The following is an 18,514-nucleotide window of genomic DNA, read 5'->3' on the forward strand; positions in this document are numbered from 1 at the left end:
TCCGGCCAGTAAAAGCTTGTCCTGCTACCCGCGCACGAGGTTGAGTAACGGGTACGGTTGTCCGAGATCGTCCACTTCTGAACGTCCCGCCACGTTAAATCCCATCTTCTTATAAAACCCCACCGCCTGATCATTTTGTTCGTTAACGTCAGTCGTCAGTGTCGATGCTAACGATAAAGCATGTTCAATCAGCAACTTACCGACACCGCTACCGCGCATATCCGGATCAACAAACAGAGCATCTATATGCTGTTCGGTCAGCAGCATAAATGCGACTGGCTCATCCTTTTCCGTTACCGCAACCCAGAGCGGAGCTTCTGGCAAAAACGAACGTACCAGCTCTTCCAGCTCAGTTCGGTAATCAGGTGAGAGAAAATGGTGCGTGGCATCGACTGAACGACACCAGATAGAAACTAACTTCTCACCTTCATCCCGGCGTGAACGACGAATGGTCAGAGCCATAGCATTCTCCTTTTATATTTACTGCACTATTCTACAGCAAGGAACCGTGAAACTTTCTCAACTTGAACATGCAAGCTCGACATTCACGTGATTCCTGGGTATCTTCAGCTATCTGGATGTCTAAACGTTTAAACGTATGTAGTGAGGTTATCAGGCTATGCCAATTCGCGTGCAGGACGAGCTACCCGCCGTCAGTTTCTTACGTGAGGAAAACGTCTTTGTCATGACGACATCCCGCGCTTCCGGCCAGGAAATTCGTCCACTGAAGGTGCTTATCCTCAACCTGATGCCGAAGAAGATTGAAACGGAAAACCAGTTCCTGCGTTTACTGTCGAACTCCCCCCTGCAGGTGGATGTTCAGCTGTTACGCATTGATGCCCGCGAGTCACGCAACACGCCAACGGAACATCTGAATAACTTCTACTGTAATTTCGAGGATATCAGCGATCAGAACTTTGACGGATTGATCGTGACCGGTGCGCCACTGGGCCTGGTTGAGTTTAACGATGTGGCATACTGGCCGCAGATTAAACAGGTGCTTGAATGGGCCAAAGATCACGTCACATCGACGCTATTTGTCTGTTGGGCGGTACAAGCCGCACTGAATATTCTTTATGGCATTCCAAAGCAAACCCGCACAGACAAACTCTCTGGCGTTTATGAGCACCATATTCTGCATCCTCATGCGTTGTTGACGCGTGGTTTTGATGATGCCTTTCTGGCTCCCCACTCTCGCTATGCCGATTTCCCTGCTGCACTTATCAGGGACTACACCGATCTTGAGATCTTTGCGGAAACAGAAGAAGGGGATGCCTACCTGTTTGCCAGCAAAGATAAGCGTATTGCATTCGTGACGGGCCATCCGGAATATGATGCCCACACATTGGGGAGTGAGTATTTTCGTGATGTAGAGGCGGGTTTAACACCGGAAGTACCGTATAACTACTTCCCAAAAAATGATCCGCAAAACAAACCGCGAGCGACCTGGCGTAGCCATGGCAATTTGCTGTTTACCAACTGGCTCAACTATTACGTCTACCAGATCACGCCATATGATCTGCGTCACATGAATCCAACGCTGGATTAATCTTCTGCGATAAACGATCCTTAAGCGTTTCAGCATGTTGAATCAGGCACCTTCGGGTGCCTTTTTTATTTCCGAAATGCACCTCACGGTGTAATTAATTTTTATTTTTATTGTTATCAATAAGTTAACATATAATTAAATTAAAAATGGAAATTGTTTTTGATTTTGAAATTTAAATGGGTAGTCTTAGTTGTGCTGAACGAAAACCGCACAACGATCCTTCGTTCGCATTGGGGATGTGTTTGGATCAATGACGAGGAACTACGCAATGAATCAACAGGCAACAACAACCGATGAACTGGTCTTTACCAGGCCGCATGGCGAGCAGGAACAGCAAATTCTGACTGCAGAGGCGGTTGAGTTTCTGACTGAACTGGTGACCCGATTTACGCCAAAGCGCAATAAACTTCTCGCTGCTCGTATCCAGCAGCAGCAGGATATTGATGACGGTAAGTTGCCTGATTTTATTTCGGAAACAGCTTCCATTCGTGATGGTAACTGGAAAATTCGCGGTATTCCTGATGATTTACTGGATCGCCGTGTAGAGATCACCGGGCCTGTTGAGCGCAAGATGGTGATCAACGCACTGAATGCGAACGTTAAAGTTTTTATGGCTGACTTTGAGGATTCGCTGGCACCTGAATGGAGCAAAGTTATCGACGGGCAGATTAACCTGCGCGATGCGGTGAATGGCACCATCAGCTACACCAATGAAGCCGGTAAAATTTACCAACTTAAACCTGACCCGGCCCTGCTGGTGTGTCGTGTGCGCGGTCTGCATTTGCCGGAAAAACACGTCACCTGGCGTGGAGAAGCGATCCCTGGCAGCTTGTTCGACTTTGCCCTCTATTTCTTCCACAACTACAAAGCGTTGCTGGCAAAAGGTAGTGGTCCCTATTTCTATCTGCCAAAAACACAGGCCTGGCAAGAAGCGGCCTGGTGGAGCGAAGTATTCAGTTATGCAGAAGACCGCTTTAACCTGCCGCGCGGTACCATTAAAGCCACGCTGCTGATTGAAACGCTGCCGGCCGTCTTCCAGATGGACGAAATCCTGCATGCCCTGCGTGACCATATTGTGGGACTCAACTGCGGTCGCTGGGATTACATTTTTAGCTATATCAAAACCCTGAAAAATCACCCAGACCGCGTTTTGCCTGACCGTCAGGTGGTGACGATGGATAAGCCTTTCCTCAGCGCCTATTCACGTCTGCTGATTAAAACCTGCCATAAACGTGGTGCCTTTGCGATGGGCGGAATGGCTGCGTTCATTCCCAGCAAAGACGCCGAGCGTAACAACCAGGTTCTGGCCAAAGTAAAAGCCGATAAATCGCTGGAGGCCAATAACGGTCATGACGGGACCTGGGTTGCACACCCTGGGCTGGCTGATACCGCGATGGCGATTTTCGATGAGGTACTGGGCGATCACAAAAACCAGCTGTTCGTGACCCGCAATGAAGATGCCCCGATTACCGCAGAACAGCTGTTGGCACCGTGTGAGGGGGAACGCACCGAAGAAGGCATGCGCGCCAATATCCGCGTTGCCGTGCAGTACATCGAAGCGTGGATCTCAGGCAACGGCTGCGTACCGATTTATGGCCTGATGGAAGATGCAGCAACGGCTGAAATTTCACGTACTTCCATCTGGCAGTGGATCCACCACCAGAAAACGCTCAGCAACGGCAAGCCGGTCACCAAACCGCTGTTCCGCCAAATGCTGGCCGAAGAAATGCTGGTGATTCAGGACGAACTGGGCGAGCACCGCTACAGCAGCGGGCGTTTTGATGATGCCGCGCGCCTGATGGAGCAAATCACTACATCCGACGAGTTAATTGATTTCCTTACGTTACCGGGCTATCGCCTGTTGGCCTAACTCACCACATAACAATATGGAGCATCTGCACATGAAAACCCGTACTCAACAAATCGAAGAATTACAGAAAGAATGGACACAACCGCGCTGGGAGGGCATCACTCGCCCCTATAGCGCGGAGGAAGTGGTGAAATTACGTGGCTCGATTAACCCGGAATGCACGCTGGCGCAACTGGGTGCCGCGAAAATGTGGCGTTTACTGCACGGTGAGTCGAAGAAAGGGTATATCAACAGCCTTGGCGCGCTGACGGGAGGTCAGGCACTGCAGCAGGCGAAAGCGGGCATTGAGGCGGTCTATCTTTCTGGCTGGCAGGTCGCGGCGGATGCCAACCTGGCGTCCAGCATGTACCCGGACCAGTCACTGTATCCGGCGAACTCTGTCCCGGCTGTGGTGGATCGGATCAACAACACTTTCCGTCGTGCGGATCAGATCCAGTGGTCAACCGGCATTGAGCCGAACGATCCGCGCTACGTGGATTACTTCCTGCCGATCGTGGCCGATGCTGAAGCGGGTTTTGGTGGCGTACTGAACGCGTTCGAACTGATGAAGTCGATGATTGAGGCCGGTGCAGCGGCCGTTCACTTCGAAGATCAGCTCGCATCCGTCAAAAAATGCGGCCATATGGGCGGCAAAGTGCTGGTGCCGACCCAGGAAGCTATCCAGAAACTGGTAGCCGCTCGCCTGGCGGCTGACGTGATGGGCGTACCGACACTGGTGATTGCCCGTACCGATGCCGATGCGGCAGATTTGATCACCTCCGACTGCGATCCGTATGACAGTGAATTCATCACTGGTGAACGCACCAGTGAAGGCTTCTACCGTACGCATGCGGGTATTGAGCAGGCGATCAGCCGTGGTCTGGCGTATGCGCCGTATGCGGACCTGGTATGGTGTGAAACTTCCACGCCGGATCTCGAACTGGCTAAGCGTTTTGCCGATGCGATCCACGCTAAGTACCCTGGTAAACTGCTGGCCTATAACTGCTCGCCGTCATTTAACTGGCAGAAAAATCTGGACGATAAAACCATCGCCAGCTTCCAGCAGCAGCTGTCTGACATGGGCTATAAATACCAGTTTATTACCCTGGCGGGCATCCACAGCATGTGGTTCAACATGTTCGACCTCGCACATTCCTATGCGCAGGGTGAAGGCATGCGTCACTACGTTGAGAAAGTTCAGCAACCAGAATTTGCTGCAGCCAAAGACGGGTATACCTTCGTTTCCCACCAGCAGGAAGTGGGGACGGGCTACTTCGATAAAGTGACGACCATCATTCAGGGGGGGGCCTCTTCAGTGACCGCATTAACGGGCTCTACCGAAGAATCGCAGTTCTGATCAATGCCCGGTGGCGCTGTGCTTACCGGGCCTACAAAAGAATGTAGGCCGGATAAGCGAACGCGCCATCCGGCATGACGTTGTGCCGGATGGGAGAAATCGATGTCGCGTGGCCTGGAATTACTGATTGCTCAAACCATCCTGCAAGGCTTTGACGCGCAGTATGGTCGATTTCTGGAAGTGACCTCTGGCGCGCAACAGCGTTTTGAACATGCCGACTGGCATGCTGTTCAACAGGCGATGAAAAGTCGTATCCACCTTTACGATCATCATGTGGGTCTGGTGGTGGAACAACTGCGCTGTATTACTAACGGTAAAAGTCCCGACGCGGGTTTTTTACTTCGCGTGAAAGAGCACTATACCCGGCTATTGCCGGACTACCCTCGCTTCGAGATTGCGGAGAGTTTTTTTAACTCCGTATATTGTCGGTTATTTGACCACCGCTCGCTGACTCCTGAGCGGTTGTTTATTTTCAGCTCTCAGCCGGAACGTCGATTTCGCACTATCCCACGCCCGTTGGCGAAAGATTTTTTCCCCGATTCTGGTTGGGAATGGCTGCTCACGCGTGTCCTCAGCGACCTCCCTTTGCGTTTGCCGTGGCAGAACAAACAGCGAGATATCCACTACATCATCAGGCACCTGACAGAAACCTTTGGCGGGGAGGTGTTGTTGCGCTGCCATTTGCAGGTGGCGAACGAGCTGTTTTATCGCAATAAGGCCGCCTGGTTGGTGGGTAAGCTCATTACACCTTCGGGGACGTTGCCCTTTCTATTACCGATACACCGTACTGATGAAGGCGAGTTGTTTATCGATACCTGCCTGACGACCACGGCGGAAGCCAGTATCGTGTTTGGTTTCGCCCGCTCCTATTTTATGGTTTATGCGCCACTGCCCGCAGCAACGGTGGAGTGGCTACGTGAGATCCTGCCTGGCAAAACCACCGCTGAACTGTACATGGCGATTGGCTGCCAGAAGCACGCGAAAACGGAAAGCTATCGTGAATATCTGCTCTATCTTGCCGGGAGCGATGAACAGTTTATTGAAGCGCCGGGCATTCGCGGCATGGTGATGCTGGTGTTTACACTGCCGGGGTTTGACCGGGTCTTTAAAGTCATTAAAGACAAATTTGCACCGCAGAAAGAGATGTCAGCTGCCCATGTTCGGGCCTGCTATCAACTGGTAAAGGAGCACGATCGCGTCGGTCGGATGGCTGATACCCAGGAATTCGAGAACTTTGTGCTGGATAAACGGCAAATCGACCCGGCGTTGATGGCGCTGTTGTTACAGGAAGCACCGGAAAAAATTACCGACCTCGGCGATCAGATTGCGATTCGCCACCTGTATATCGAACGGCGGATGGTACCGCTGAATATCTGGCTGGAGCAGGTCGAAGGCCAGCAACTGCGTGATGCCATTGAAGAGTATGGCAACGCGATTCGCCAACTGGCGGCGGCCAATATTTTCCCCGGCGATATGTTGTTTAAGAACTTTGGCGTTACCCGTCACGGGCGGGTGGTGTTCTACGATTACGATGAAATCTGCTACATGACGGAAGTGAATTTCCGCCACATCCCACCACCGCGTTACCCGGAGGATGAGATGAGCGCAGAGCCGTGGTACAGCGTGTCGCCGGGTGATGTCTTCCCGGAAGAGTTTCGCCACTGGCTATGTGCCGATCCGCGTATCGGACCATTATTTGAAGAAATGCACGCCGAGTTATTTAGCGCCGACTATTGGCGGGGTCTGCAAACGCGGATCCGTGAAGGACATGTGGAGGATGTTTACGCTTATCGGCGAAAGCAACGGTTTAGCGTAAGGTTTGCATGATTCTCCGTAGGCCGGGTAAGGCGTAGCCGCTACCCGGCAACCCCATCTTAACGAAACCCGCCGTACGCCAGTGTCACCTCTTTTGCTGCTTTGATAGCCAGTGCGCCAAACTCGGTAACGCGGTCGTCGGTAATACGTGAGATTGGCCCTGAGATAGAGATGGCGGCGAACGGCTCGCGGTGCTCGTCATAGATGCACGATGCCACGCAGCGCAAACCCAGCGCATGTTCTTCATCATCAAACGAATAGCCACGTTTACGTGTTTGCGCGAGATCTTCTTTCAGATGGACGGGAGAAACCAGCGTAGCGTGAGTGTAGGCGTGTAATCCTTTTCGGTGCAGCAGGCCGGTAACCTGTTCTTCGCTCAGTTGGGATAAAAACGCCTTACCCGCGCCAGAGGCGTGCATCGGCAGTTTGCCACCGATGGGCGCGGACATACGCATCAGCTGGGTACACTGAACCTGATCGATAATAATGGCCTGATGGTCGCTCTGATCCAGCACGGCCAGATTTACCGTCTCACCAGAGTCTTCCATCAGCTTGCGCAGAATCGGGTGGACAATCGCCAGCAGGTTGCGGCTTTGCAAAAAGCTGCTGCCAACAATAAACGCGTGTGCGCCGACGGCCCAGTGTCCTAATTCACCCACCTGGCGGACAAAACCCTGCTGCTGCATGGTCGTCAACAACCGGTGAGTGGTGGAGTTAGGCAAGCCAGCCTGTTGTGCCAGCTCGGTCAGCGCTACGCTACCGTTGGATTCTGCAATCCACTCAAGTAGCTTCAGGCCTCGGGTCAAAGACTGAACCTGCCCGGTTGCGGGCGTAGTAGTGGCAGCGGGTTTTCTACCGCGTTTCGCGGGGACAGTGGCAACCATGGCAGACTCCTTTTCTGTATCGTGGAAATCATTTTCGTTTTATTCGATTATAATGCAAGAATTCCTGCACTGATCGGATGAGTGAAGCTGAACATGTCTCATGTTGCCCGTTGTTTGCTTTTCCGTCTCTCAGGTTTGTGCCAGTATGACCTGTTGAGTTTTTTTCGGTCTGGTTGAGCGTTGTCGGGAGCGAGTGTGAGCAGCAAAGTTGAACAATTACGTCAGCAGTTAAAAGAACGTATTCTGGTATTGGACGGCGGTATGGGCACCATGATCCAGGGTTACCGTCTGAGTGAAGAAGATTTCCGCGGCGAACGCTTTGCCGACTGGCCATGCGATCTAAAAGGCAACAACGACCTGTTGGTGCTGAGCAAGCCGGAGGTGATCACCGCGATTCATAACGCCTACTTTGAAGCTGGCGCGGATATCATCGAAACCAATACCTTCAACTCGACGACCATCGCCATGGCGGATTACCAGATGGAATCCCTGTCGGCGGAAATCAACTTTGCCGCTGCGAAACTGGCGCGCGCCTGCGCGGATGAGTGGACGGCCCGTACACCGGAAAAACCGCGCTACGTCGCTGGCGTGCTTGGCCCAACCAACCGCACGGCATCTATCTCGCCAGACGTAAATGACCCGGCTTACCGCAATATTACCTTTGATCAGCTGGTGGCCGCCTACCGCGAATCCACCAAAGCGCTGGTGGAAGGCGGCAGTGACCTGATCCTGATTGAAACTGTTTTCGATACCCTCAACGCCAAGGCGGCGATTTTTGCGGTGAAAACAGAATTTGAAGCACTGGGTGTTGAGCTGCCGATCATGCTCTCCGGCACTATCACCGATGCCTCCGGACGTACGCTCTCCGGCCAGACTACCGAAGCGTTTTATAACTCGCTGCGCCACGCCGATGCGCTGACCTTTGGTCTGAACTGCGCATTAGGCCCGGACGAGCTGCGCCAGTATGTGCAGGAACTGTCGCGCATTGCCGACTGCTATGTCACCGCACACCCGAACGCCGGTTTGCCAAACGCCTTCGGTGAGTACGATCTCGACGCGGACACCATGGCGAAGCAAATCCGTGAATGGGCCGAAGCGGGCTTCCTTAACGTAGTGGGGGGGTGCTGCGGTACCACACCAGAACATATTGCCGCGATGAGTCGCGCGGTTGATGGCTTACCACCGCGCCAGCTGCCGGAAATCCCGGTGGCCTGCCGTCTGTCCGGCCTTGAGCCGCTGAACATTGGCGACGACAGTTTGTTCGTTAACGTTGGTGAACGTACCAACGTCACCGGTTCTGCCAAATTTAAGCGACTGATTAAAGAAGAGAAGTACAGTGAAGCGCTGGATGTTGCCCGTCAGCAGGTGGAAAGCGGCGCGCAGATTATCGATATCAACATGGATGAGGGGATGCTTGACGCCGAAGCGGCGATGGTGCGTTTTCTCAACCTGATCGCCGGGGAACCGGATATCGCCCGTGTACCGATTATGATCGACTCCTCGAAGTGGGAAGTCATCGAAAAAGGGCTGAAGTGCATTCAGGGTAAAGGCATCGTTAACTCCATCTCGATGAAAGAGGGGGTTGAAACCTTTATCCATCATGCGAAGCTGCTGCGTCGCTACGGCGCCGCGGTGGTGGTGATGGCTTTTGATGAGCAGGGGCAGGCCGACACCCGCGCGCGTAAAATCGAGATCTGCCGTCGGGCATACAAAATTCTTACCGAAGAGGTGGGTTTCCCGCCGGAAGACATCATCTTCGACCCGAACATCTTTGCGGTTGCAACGGGTATCGACGAGCACAACAACTATGCTCAGGACTTTATCGGTGCGTGCGAAGATATTAAACGTGAACTGCCGCATGCACTGATCTCTGGCGGCGTCTCCAACGTGTCGTTCTCGTTCCGTGGTAACGACCCGGTGCGCGAAGCGATCCACGCCGTGTTCCTCTATTACGCTATTCGTAACGGCATGGATATGGGGATCGTTAACGCAGGACAGTTGGCAATTTACGACGACCTGCCTGCAGAACTGCGAGATGCGGTTGAAGATGTGATCCTCAACCGTCGTGACGATGGTACCGAGCGTCTGCTGGAGCTGGCCGAAAAGTACCGCGGCAGTAAAACTGACGACACCGCCAACACCCAACTGGCGGAATGGCGTAGCTGGGACGTGAAAAAACGCCTCGAGTACTCGCTGGTGAAAGGCATTACTGAATTTATTGAGCTGGATACCGAAGAAGCGCGTCAGCTGGCTGCCCGTCCAATCGAAGTTATCGAAGGGCCACTAATGGATGGCATGAACGTCGTTGGCGACCTGTTTGGCGAAGGCAAAATGTTCCTGCCGCAGGTGGTGAAATCTGCCCGCGTAATGAAGCAGGCAGTGGCCTACCTCGAACCGTACATTGAAGCCAGCAAAGAGAAAGGTTCCAGCAACGGCAAGATGGTCATTGCCACCGTGAAAGGTGATGTACACGACATTGGCAAAAACATCGTCGGCGTGGTGCTGCAGTGTAACAACTACGAAATCGTCGATCTTGGCGTGATGGTTCCCGCGGAGAAAATCCTCCGAACGGCGCGCGAAGTGAATGCCGATTTGATTGGTCTTTCCGGACTGATTACTCCGTCACTGGACGAAATGGTCAACGTGGCGAAAGAGATGGAACGTCAGGGCTTCACCATTCCGCTGTTGATTGGTGGAGCGACCACCTCCAAAGCGCATACGGCGGTGAAAATCGAGCAGAACTACAGTGGCCCGACGGTGTATGTGCAAAACGCCTCGCGTACCGTTGGCGTTGTTGCCGCGTTGCTTTCCGATACCCAGCGTGACGACTTCGTTGCCCGTACACGTAAAGAGTACGAAACCGTGCGTATCCAGCATGCGCGTAAAAAACCGCGCACCCCACCGGTCACACTGGCCGCGGCGCGTGAAAACGATCTGGCCTTTGACTGGGAAAGTTATACCCCGCCGGTGGCCCATCGCCTGGGCGTACAGGAAGTTGAAGCCAGTATCGAAACGCTGCGTAATTACATCGACTGGACGCCATTCTTTATGACCTGGTCGCTGGCTGGAAAATATCCACGTATCCTGGAAGATGAAGTGGTGGGTGAAGAGGCGAAGCGCCTGTTCAAAGATGCCAACGATATGCTGGATAAACTCAGCGCTGAGAAGACGCTGAATCCGCGTGGCGTTGTGGGTCTGTTCCCGGCCAACCGCGTCGGCGATGACATCGAGATCTACCGTGATGAAACACGTACGCACGTGCTTAACGTGAGTCATCATCTGCGTCAGCAAACGGAAAAAGTTGGTTTCGCCAACTATTGCCTGTCTGACTTCGTGGCTCCGAAACTGAGCGGCAAGGCGGATTATATCGGTGCTTTTGCGGTCACTGGTGGCCTGGAAGAAGACGCGCTGGCGGATGCTTTCGAAGCGCAGCATGACGACTACAACAAGATCATGGTGAAAGCGATAGCCGACCGTCTGGCTGAAGCGTTCGCGGAATATCTGCATGAGCGCGTGCGTAAAGTCTACTGGGGCTACGCGGCGAATGAAAACCTCAGCAACGAGGAGCTGATCCGCGAAAATTACCAGGGGATTCGCCCGGCACCGGGCTACCCGGCGTGCCCTGAGCACACCGAGAAGGCGACTATCTGGGAACTGCTGGATGTGGAAACGCACACCGGGATGAAGCTGACCGAGTCCTACGCCATGTGGCCAGGTGCATCGGTCTCTGGCTGGTATTTCAGTCATCCGGACAGCAAGTACTACGCCGTGGCGCAAATCCAGCGCGATCAGGTTGAAGACTATGCGTTCCGTAAAGGGATGAGCGTAGCGGAGGTTGAGCGCTGGTTAGCGCCGAATCTCGGCTACGATGCCGATTGATTCACAAAACTGTCATCTTTCTTTACAACAAACAGGGCGCTCAATGAGTGCCCTGTCTCTTTCTTACGTTTAAACCCGTATACTGAAGGGAAAACGATAATAAGGAGAATCCGTGTTAACGTTGTTACACCTGCTTTCTGCCGTGGCTATGCTGGTTTGGGGTACGCATATTGTGCGTACCGGTGTGATGCGCGTCTTTGGTGCCCGCTTACGTACTGTGCTCAGCCGTAGTGTTGAAAAGAAACCACTCGCCTTCTGTGCCGGTATCGGCGTAACTGCTCTGGTACAAAGCAGCAACGCAACCACCATGCTGGTCACCTCGTTCGTCGCGCAGGACCTGGTGGCACTTACCCCTGCACTGGTGATTGTACTCGGCGCTGACGTGGGGACCGCGCTGATGGCGCGTATTCTGACTTTCGATCTCTCCTGGCTGTCGCCCTTGCTGATTTTTATCGGCGTCATTTTCTTTCTTGGGCGCAAGCAGTCTCGTGCCGGACAGTTGGGCCGGGTCGGTATTGGTCTGGGGTTGATTTTGCTGGCGCTGGAGCTGATTGTGCAGGCGGTAACGCCGATCACCCAGGCTAACGGTGTACAGGTTATTTTCGCCTCGCTCACCGGCGATATCATGCTTGATGCGCTGATTGGCGCAATGTTCGCGATTATCAGCTACTCCAGTCTGGCGGCAGTTTTGCTGACGGCAACGCTGACCGCGGCGGGCATTATTTCGTTCCCGGTGGCGCTGTGTCTGGTGATTGGCGCTAACCTCGGCTCTGGCCTGTTGGCGATGCTCAACAACAGTGCTGCGAACGCCGCAGCCCGTCGTGTGGCGCTCGGCAGCCTGCTGTTTAAACTGGTGGGTAGCCTGATTATCCTGCCATTTGTTCATCCGTTGGCGAATCTGATGGATGAACTACCGCTGCCGAAATCCGAACTGGTTATCTACTTCCACGTGTTCTACAACCTGGTGCGCTGCGTGGCGATGGTGCCGTTTGCCGAACCGATGGCGCGTTTTTGTAAACGCATCATCCGCGATGAACCCGAACTGGACATGCATCTGAAACCCAAGCATCTGGATGTCAGCGCGCTGGATACACCAACGCTCGCTCTGGCTAATGCTGCCCGTGAAGCTCTGCGTATTGGCGATGCGATGGAGCAAATGATGGAGGGGTTAAAGAAGGTGATGCATGGCGAACCGCGCGAAGAGAAAGAGCTGCGCAGGATGGCCGATGACATCAACGTATTGTATACGGCCATCAAGCTCTATCTGGCGCGCATGCCTAAAGATGAGCTGGCGGAAGAAGAGTCGCGTCGCTGGGCAGAAATTATCGAAATGTCACTCAACCTCGAGCAGGCTTCTGATATCGTTGAACGTATGGGCAGCGAGATTGCCGATAAGTCGCTGGCTGCGCGGCGGGCATTTTCTGTCGAAGGGTTAAAAGAACTGGATGCGCTCTACGATCTACTGCTCAGCAATCTGCAGCTGGCGATGTCGGTGTTCTTCTCTGGTGATGTGACCAGCGCCCGTCGTCTGCGTCGTAGCAAGCACCGCTTTCGCATTCTGAACCGTCGTTATTCGCACGCGCACGTTGACCGTCTGCATCAGCAGAACGTGCAGAGCATTGAGACCAGCTCCCTGCACCTCGCGCTACTGGGCGACATGCAGCGTCTGAACTCGCTGTTTTGTTCCGTGGCCTACAGCGTACTGGAACAACCGGATGAGGATGATGAGCGTGAGTATTAACGAGGACCGGTGAAATGTTGCCCGGTGGCGCTGATGCTTACCGGGCCTACGGATAACCGTCAATGTTGTCGTCTACCTTGTAGGCCGGATAAGGCGAAGCCGCCATCCGGCATCAGACAACCCATCAACTAAAAGCAGTGACCTGCCTCAACGGCAACCGCCTCTTCACCTGCTTTAAAGATGTACGTGGTGTTCGGGCCACCAAGAACGGCCTGATCGTTGCTTACCTTGATCCAGTTGCCTTCCGGCAGGCCAATCACCGTCAGCTCCGGCGCGACAACCAGCAGCTCGCGAATACGCTGTTCACGCGTTTCGCCTTTGTGGCCTTCCGGCAGCGCGTTGGTGAAGTGCGGGTTAATCTGTAGTGGGAACAGACCCAGGGCATCAAAGCCTTTTGGATCGACAATCGGCATGTCGTTAGTGGTGCGGATAGTCTGGCAGGCGAGGTTGGAACCGGCACTCCAGCCGATGTACAGCGCACCGCGTTTGACGACATCCACAATCGGGGCCAGCAACCCGCGCTCGCGGCTCTCTTTCAGTAACTGGAAGGTGTTCCCCCCACCGACAATCACCAGCTCTGCGTTTTCAATCGCCGCAACCGGATCGGCAACGGTATGAATACCGGTAACGTTGACGCCCATTGGCGCAAAGATGGCAGCCGTTTTCGCCGTGTACTCATCCCAGGTTTGCGTGACGCCTGCAAACGGAATAAACACCGCCGTGCGGCGACCATTCAGTTGCTCAGCAATCAGCGGCAGCGCGTGTTCCATCCAGCCTTTGCCTGGCAGCGTCGAGTTACTCAATAAAAGCAGTTCCATCATTTCTCCAGATAATCAGTAAATTACAAACCACAGTAATGCTACCACTATCAGTCTAACACCTCACTGATATGGCTCACGATGTTGGAAGTGGAGTTCTGGAAAGCGCCTCGCAGACTTGTTCTTCGGGGCGTGACAGGCCTGTGCAACCACCTTAGTGTGGCATGATGATTTTCTGGTCAGGGAATAGAAAATGCTCGCTTATTACGCTAACCTTAGATATGCCATGCGCACTGCTATGGGGGTTATCATGCGCACTGTGTCTAAGGTAAAAAAATCAGTCAATGTCTCTCTGGATCCAGAAATACTGGAAGAGGCGCGCAAGCTTAAAATCAATCTCTCGGCTGTTTTAACCGAAGCCCTAATCGAAAAATTCCGCGAGAATAAACGTGAAGAATGGTTGCGGGATAATAAAAAATCGATAGAAGCATTAAATCAATGGGTGGAAGAAAACGGTTCGTTCAGTGATTTTCAAAGGACATTCTGATGGAGCAGTATTGCGCTTATGAGAACACCGGAAGTGGAAAAAGTGTTTACCCGTTTTTAATCAGCTTACAGCATCCGGTCGCCGCGGTTTTGCAGCATGTACTGGTTGCACCCGTTATAGCGCTAAGTCAGTTCCCTGACGAAGTACCGCCAGCTAAAATTTGTCCTGTTGTTAGCATTGACGGGCAAGCTTATGTGGTGATGACGCATATGATGACAGGCATGCCTTTGAAAAATATGGGTAATTGTGTGGGTGACCTGACCGCAAACAGGGCTGAACTTCGGGATGCGATTAATTTCCTGATTAACGGTTATTAGAGCGCCCCTCCAGGCGCTCTTTCCCTTTCCCCCTCACCCCGCTCGCGCAAATTCTGCGGCTTCGGCTATCAGCGCGTCATCCGGGCGCACGCCGGTGTACATGGCGAATTGCTCCACGGCCTGTAAGGCTATGACCTCTGCACCGCTGAGGGTCTTTTTACCCAACTGCTGCGCCAGCTTAATCACCGGTGTTTCCGGCGGCAGGGCGACCACGTCAAACACTACGCTGGCGGCGGCGACCATCGCTTCGCTGTAGGCCAGTTCGTCGCGCTCTTTACCGCCCGCCATGCCGATGGGCGTCACGTTGACCAGAATATCGCAGGCAATCCCTTCCGGCTGTGGCTGCCACTGATACCCATATTGTTTTGCCAGCGCCGGGCCGTTCTCGCGGTTACGTGCGGCAATAATCACATCACGAAAACCGGCATCGCGAAACGCGGCGATGACGGCTTTGCCCATTCCACCACTGCCACGGATCATGACGCGTGCGCGGTTATCGAGCTGGTGGCTGGCAATCAGCTTTTTCACCGCAATGTAGTCGGTGTTAAAGCCTGTCAGCGTGCCGTTGTCATTGACGATAGTGTTGACGGAATCAATGGCGCTTGCGGAAGGATCGATGGCATCCAGAAACGGCATGCAGCTCTCTTTAAACGGCATCGAGACCGCGCAGCCACGGATACCTAATGCCCGTACGCCTTTCACTGCGGCCTCAATATCCTGCGTAGTAAAGGCTTTATAAATAAAATCTAATCCCAGTTTTTCATACAGATAGTTGTGAAAGCGCGTGCCAAAGTTACCGGGGCGACCGGCAAGCGACATGCACAATTGGGTGTCGCGGTTAATCATGTTAAATCTCCCCGGCGTGAGACAATACGTACTGCTCGGCTTCCTGTGACCAAATCCCCTGATGACGTTCCAGGATATCGCGTAAGGCCGGATCGTCAATCTGCGTGAGTGCGGTTAGCGGTAACGCTTTGCCGGTGTAGACCAGCTTTTTTCCGCCGCCGACTTTTGGCAATTCCAGCGTTGTTTCACCTGCCGCATTCAGCCCCAGGATGTGCGTCACCACTTTTGCAGCCTGGACCTTCTTCTCTTCAATCAGTTTTACCGCCGCGCGCATATCGTCGGTATTGCCGCCAGATGTGCCAACGTAATGGGTAAAAGCATAATGGACGTCATAGAAGTTAATCGGCGCGCTAAACTGCTTATCCTGCGGGCCGGCAAAGAAATTCATACAGCCATCGGCGGCAAGCAGGGAAGAGGCCAGTGTGACCAACTGTTCATTGGGCACAAACACAAAGATGTCGTCAAACCCGTGACCGCCGCTCAGCGCCATCAGCGTGTCGTAAGCCGCATCCTGGGCGTGGAGGTAGTGGATCAGCGTTTGTGGTTCTGACGGATAGTGCTTGCGGGCGTAGCTCAATTTATCGTTGTTGGTGTCGGTCACCACCAGTAGCGCCGGATTTACCGGACCGTGCAATGCGTAGTCGATCGCCAGCAGTCCCATTGGTCCTGTACCGCCGAGGATCAGCGTGCGCCCTTGCGGACGAATGCCCATCTTATGGTTATAAGTGCCTTCCTGCAGATGATAGTTGGCATTGAATGCGCCAATCACGCAGGAAAGCGGCTCAACCAGCGAGCCTTCAAAATAGGTTTCACCTTCGTAGGCCAGCAGGCAATCCTGCTCCATCACCTCATTGGGAATGACGACATGCGTAGCTTCGCCGCCCACCCAGGGGAAGGAGTAGCCGGGGCAGTCCGGGCGATCCGGCAGTTGCAGGTTGGCCTGAATCACATAGCGCTGGCCGGGCTGAAACTTATGCTGCCATTTTTTCCCCACGGCGAGAATATCGCCGCAGAACTCGTGGCCGATGATGATCGGGTTGGTCGCCACATCGTCCGGCACCTTTTTGTGGTTCTCACCCTGATTCGCCTCTTTCCAGGAAGAAAGGCACAGGCTGTCAGTCACGACGGAAGCCAAAATTTCATCGTCCTGCATTTCGGGAAGGTCGAAGGTTTCCAGACGCAGATCGCGTTTACCGTATAATCTCAGAGCTGTTGTTTGCATTGTTACCACCTCTTCCTCTTTTGAGGACAATTTGTTGAAGTTGCCCCGACATCGCCGGGGCGGAAAAATCAGGACAGGAAGCCCAGCGCGTTACCAATAATCCCCAGCGCAAACAGGGCGAAGATCAGCCATACCGGATTAATTTTCTTGTTGAGCAGTCGCACCATCAGCAGCGTCAGGCCCAGCGCCAGCAGACCAGGGCAGAGCTGATCGAGTATGTTCTGCACGGTCATGGTGACGGTGGTACCGTCTGCGCCTGGCGTTTGCGATACCACCAGTGGCACGTTGATACTGGTCCATTTGGTGACCAGTACGCCCATCACAAACAGGCCGAGAATCGATGCTCCCTCGGTCAGCTTTTGCAGCAGATTGCCGCCCATATCACTGACGATGTTGACCCCTTTACGAAAGCCAAGTTGTAAGCCATACCACTTCATCGCCAGACGTACCGCATTGAAAATAAAGAAGAACAATAACGGGCCGAGAATGTTGCCGGAGAGCGCCAAAGATGCGCCGAGCGCGGCGGTAATCGGGCGCAACGTTCCCCATACCAACGGGTCACCGACGCCGGCCAGCGGGCCCATCAGCCCGACTTTGATGCCGTTGATTGCGCCATCGTCAATTTCTGCTCCGTTGGCACGCGCTTCTTCCATCGCAGCGGTGACGCCAATTACCGGACCGCAAACGGCAGGAGTGGTATTGAAGAACACCAGATGACGTTTCAGTGCCGCAACCTGATCCTCTTTCAGTGGATACAGGCGCTTAATGGCGGGGATCATGTCGTAGCAAAAACCCAGCCCATGAATACGTTCAAAGTTGAATGACGCCTGTTGCAGGTTGGAGCGAACAAACATGCTAAACAGGTCGGATTTGGTCAGTTTTTTCTGTTCCATGGTCGGCTCCATTAGTCTTCAAGCTGGTCGAGGGCATCAGGGGAGGTGGCTTGTGCCTGTGGTTCGGCTTTACGCCACTGCGGGTTCAACTGGATGTAAACCAGCGCGATAATCACGCCTACGCCACCGAAAGCCAGCAGGCTTAAATCGAGATAACCCCCGGCGATAAACCCGAGGAAGAAGAAAGGCATCAGGTACTTCACACCCATCATGCGCAGCACCATGGCGTAACCGACCACCACGATAAAACCACCGGCAATCTGCAACCCACGGGTGACGAATTCCGGGATGGCGTTCAGCATGTTGCTGACCATATCGGCACTGACAAACAGCGAGACAACCAACGCCGGAATGGCGACACGCAGCGCCTGCACACCGAGCGCGGAAACGTGGAGCATATCGATGGTGCGAAAGCGTGCGTCTTCCGCGGCTTTATCCGCCGCATGCTGAAATACCACAGTGATGGTACGGGCGAAGACTGTCAGCACCTGGCCTGCCGCCGCCACCGGCAGGGCGATAGCGATGCCGGTGGCAATACTCTGCTGGCCGACGATAACCAGAATGGCGGAAATAATACTGGCGAGCGCCGAATCGGGGGACTGCGCGGCACCGACGTTCATCCAACCCAGAGCAATCAACTCCAGCGTGCCGCCGAGCATAATCCCGGTTTTTAAATCACCAAGGATCAGGCCGATAACGGTACAGGCGATGAGCGGGCGGTGGGTCTGGAACTCATCCAGCACGCTGCCCATTCCGGCAATACAGGAAAATATAAATATGGCGATAATTTGTAGGGTACTTATTTCCATGATATGTCACCTTAAAGATATGACGATCCCTGCCTGTTACGGCATATT

General features: G+C 53.7%; 15 protein-coding genes. 8 read left to right on the forward strand and 7 right to left on the reverse strand.

Annotation, left to right across the window (positions count from 1 at the left end):
• Window positions 1-24: 24 nt before the first annotated feature.
• Window positions 25-462 carry an acetyltransferase gene (locus tag OGX95_RS00090; RefSeq protein ID WP_286627840.1) on the reverse strand — a complete coding sequence of 146 codons (438 nt, stop codon included), beginning with the start codon at window positions 460-462 and terminating at the stop codon, window positions 25-27.
• 157 nt (window positions 463-619) lie between these two features.
• Here OGX95_RS00090 and metA point away from each other — a divergent pair, with 157 nt between their 5' ends.
• The 4 genes from metA (at window position 620) to aceK (ending at window position 6,582) form a co-directional block, all read left to right on the forward strand.
• Window positions 620-1,549 (forward strand): homoserine O-acetyltransferase MetA, encoded by a 930-nt coding sequence (gene metA / locus OGX95_RS00095; protein ID WP_271441888.1) that lies wholly within the window; start codon window positions 620-622, stop codon window positions 1,547-1,549.
• 268 nt (window positions 1,550-1,817) lie between these two features.
• Window positions 1,818-3,419 carry a malate synthase A gene (gene aceB, locus OGX95_RS00100; protein ID WP_286627847.1) on the forward strand — a complete coding sequence of 534 codons (1,602 nt, stop codon included), beginning with the start codon at window positions 1,818-1,820 and terminating at the stop codon, window positions 3,417-3,419.
• 31 nt (window positions 3,420-3,450) lie between these two features.
• Window positions 3,451-4,755, forward strand: coding sequence for an isocitrate lyase (gene aceA, locus OGX95_RS00105; protein ID WP_286627848.1), 1,305 nt, complete (start codon window positions 3,451-3,453; stop codon window positions 4,753-4,755).
• 102 nt (window positions 4,756-4,857) lie between these two features.
• On the forward strand, window positions 4,858-6,582 hold the full coding sequence (aceK, locus tag OGX95_RS00110) for a bifunctional isocitrate dehydrogenase kinase/phosphatase (protein WP_286627849.1): 1,725 nt from the start codon (window positions 4,858-4,860) through the stop codon (window positions 6,580-6,582).
• A gap of 47 nt (window positions 6,583-6,629) precedes the next feature.
• On the opposite strand, the gene iclR is transcribed toward aceK, so the two are convergent.
• Complete coding sequence (iclR, locus tag OGX95_RS00115) at window positions 6,630-7,454, reverse strand: glyoxylate bypass operon transcriptional repressor IclR (RefSeq protein WP_137381219.1); 825 nt, start codon at window positions 7,452-7,454, stop codon at window positions 6,630-6,632.
• A gap of 195 nt (window positions 7,455-7,649) precedes the next feature.
• On the opposite strand from iclR, the gene metH reads away from it, so the two are divergent.
• Window positions 7,650-11,333, forward strand: a complete 3,684-nt coding sequence (metH, locus tag OGX95_RS00120) for a methionine synthase (RefSeq protein ID WP_286627851.1) — start codon at window positions 7,650-7,652, stop codon at window positions 11,331-11,333.
• Between the two features lie 112 nt (window positions 11,334-11,445).
• Window positions 11,446-13,074, forward strand: a complete 1,629-nt coding sequence (locus tag OGX95_RS00125; protein ID WP_286627852.1) for a Na/Pi cotransporter family protein — start codon at window positions 11,446-11,448, stop codon at window positions 13,072-13,074.
• A gap of 128 nt (window positions 13,075-13,202) precedes the next feature.
• On the opposite strand, the gene pepE is transcribed toward OGX95_RS00125, so the two are convergent.
• Window positions 13,203-13,892, reverse strand: a complete 690-nt coding sequence (pepE, locus tag OGX95_RS00130; protein WP_286627950.1) for a dipeptidase PepE — start codon at window positions 13,890-13,892, stop codon at window positions 13,203-13,205.
• A 193-nt stretch (window positions 13,893-14,085) separates the two neighbouring features.
• Between pepE and OGX95_RS00135 the strand changes: the two genes are divergently transcribed.
• Complete coding sequence (locus OGX95_RS00135; protein WP_286627853.1) at window positions 14,086-14,379, forward strand: type II toxin-antitoxin system CcdA family antitoxin; 294 nt, start codon at window positions 14,086-14,088, stop codon at window positions 14,377-14,379.
• Entirely contained in the window at window positions 14,379-14,696 is a 318-nt protein-coding gene (locus tag OGX95_RS00140; RefSeq protein ID WP_286627854.1) for a CcdB family protein, read from the forward strand. Before OGX95_RS00135 ends, OGX95_RS00140 begins: the two co-directional genes overlap by 1 nt.
• A 33-nt stretch (window positions 14,697-14,729) precedes the next feature.
• Here OGX95_RS00140 and OGX95_RS00145 read toward each other — a convergent pair whose 3' ends face one another.
• From OGX95_RS00145 to OGX95_RS00160, 4 genes are all read right to left on the reverse strand, one after another.
• On the reverse strand, window positions 14,730-15,542 hold the full coding sequence (locus tag OGX95_RS00145) for a shikimate 5-dehydrogenase (protein ID WP_286627855.1): 813 nt from the start codon (window positions 15,540-15,542) through the stop codon (window positions 14,730-14,732).
• A 1-nt stretch (window position 15,543) separates the two neighbouring features.
• The gene (gene sorE / locus OGX95_RS00150; protein ID WP_286627856.1) at window positions 15,544-16,764 is read right to left on the reverse strand and encodes an L-sorbose 1-phosphate reductase; all 1,221 of its coding nucleotides are present in this window, start codon (window positions 16,762-16,764) and stop codon (window positions 15,544-15,546) included.
• Window positions 16,765-16,832: 68 nt separating this feature from the next.
• Window positions 16,833-17,657, reverse strand: coding sequence for a PTS system mannose/fructose/sorbose family transporter subunit IID (locus tag OGX95_RS00155; protein ID WP_003031641.1), 825 nt, complete (start codon window positions 17,655-17,657; stop codon window positions 16,833-16,835).
• Window positions 17,658-17,668: 11 nt separating this feature from the next.
• Complete coding sequence (locus OGX95_RS00160) at window positions 17,669-18,466, reverse strand: PTS mannose/fructose/sorbose transporter subunit IIC (protein WP_286627857.1); 798 nt, start codon at window positions 18,464-18,466, stop codon at window positions 17,669-17,671.
• Window positions 18,467-18,514: the final 48 nt, after the last annotated feature.

It is taken from the genome of Citrobacter sp. Cu233, from assembly GCF_030332225.1.
GTDB lineage: Bacteria > Pseudomonadota > Gammaproteobacteria > Enterobacterales > Enterobacteriaceae > Citrobacter.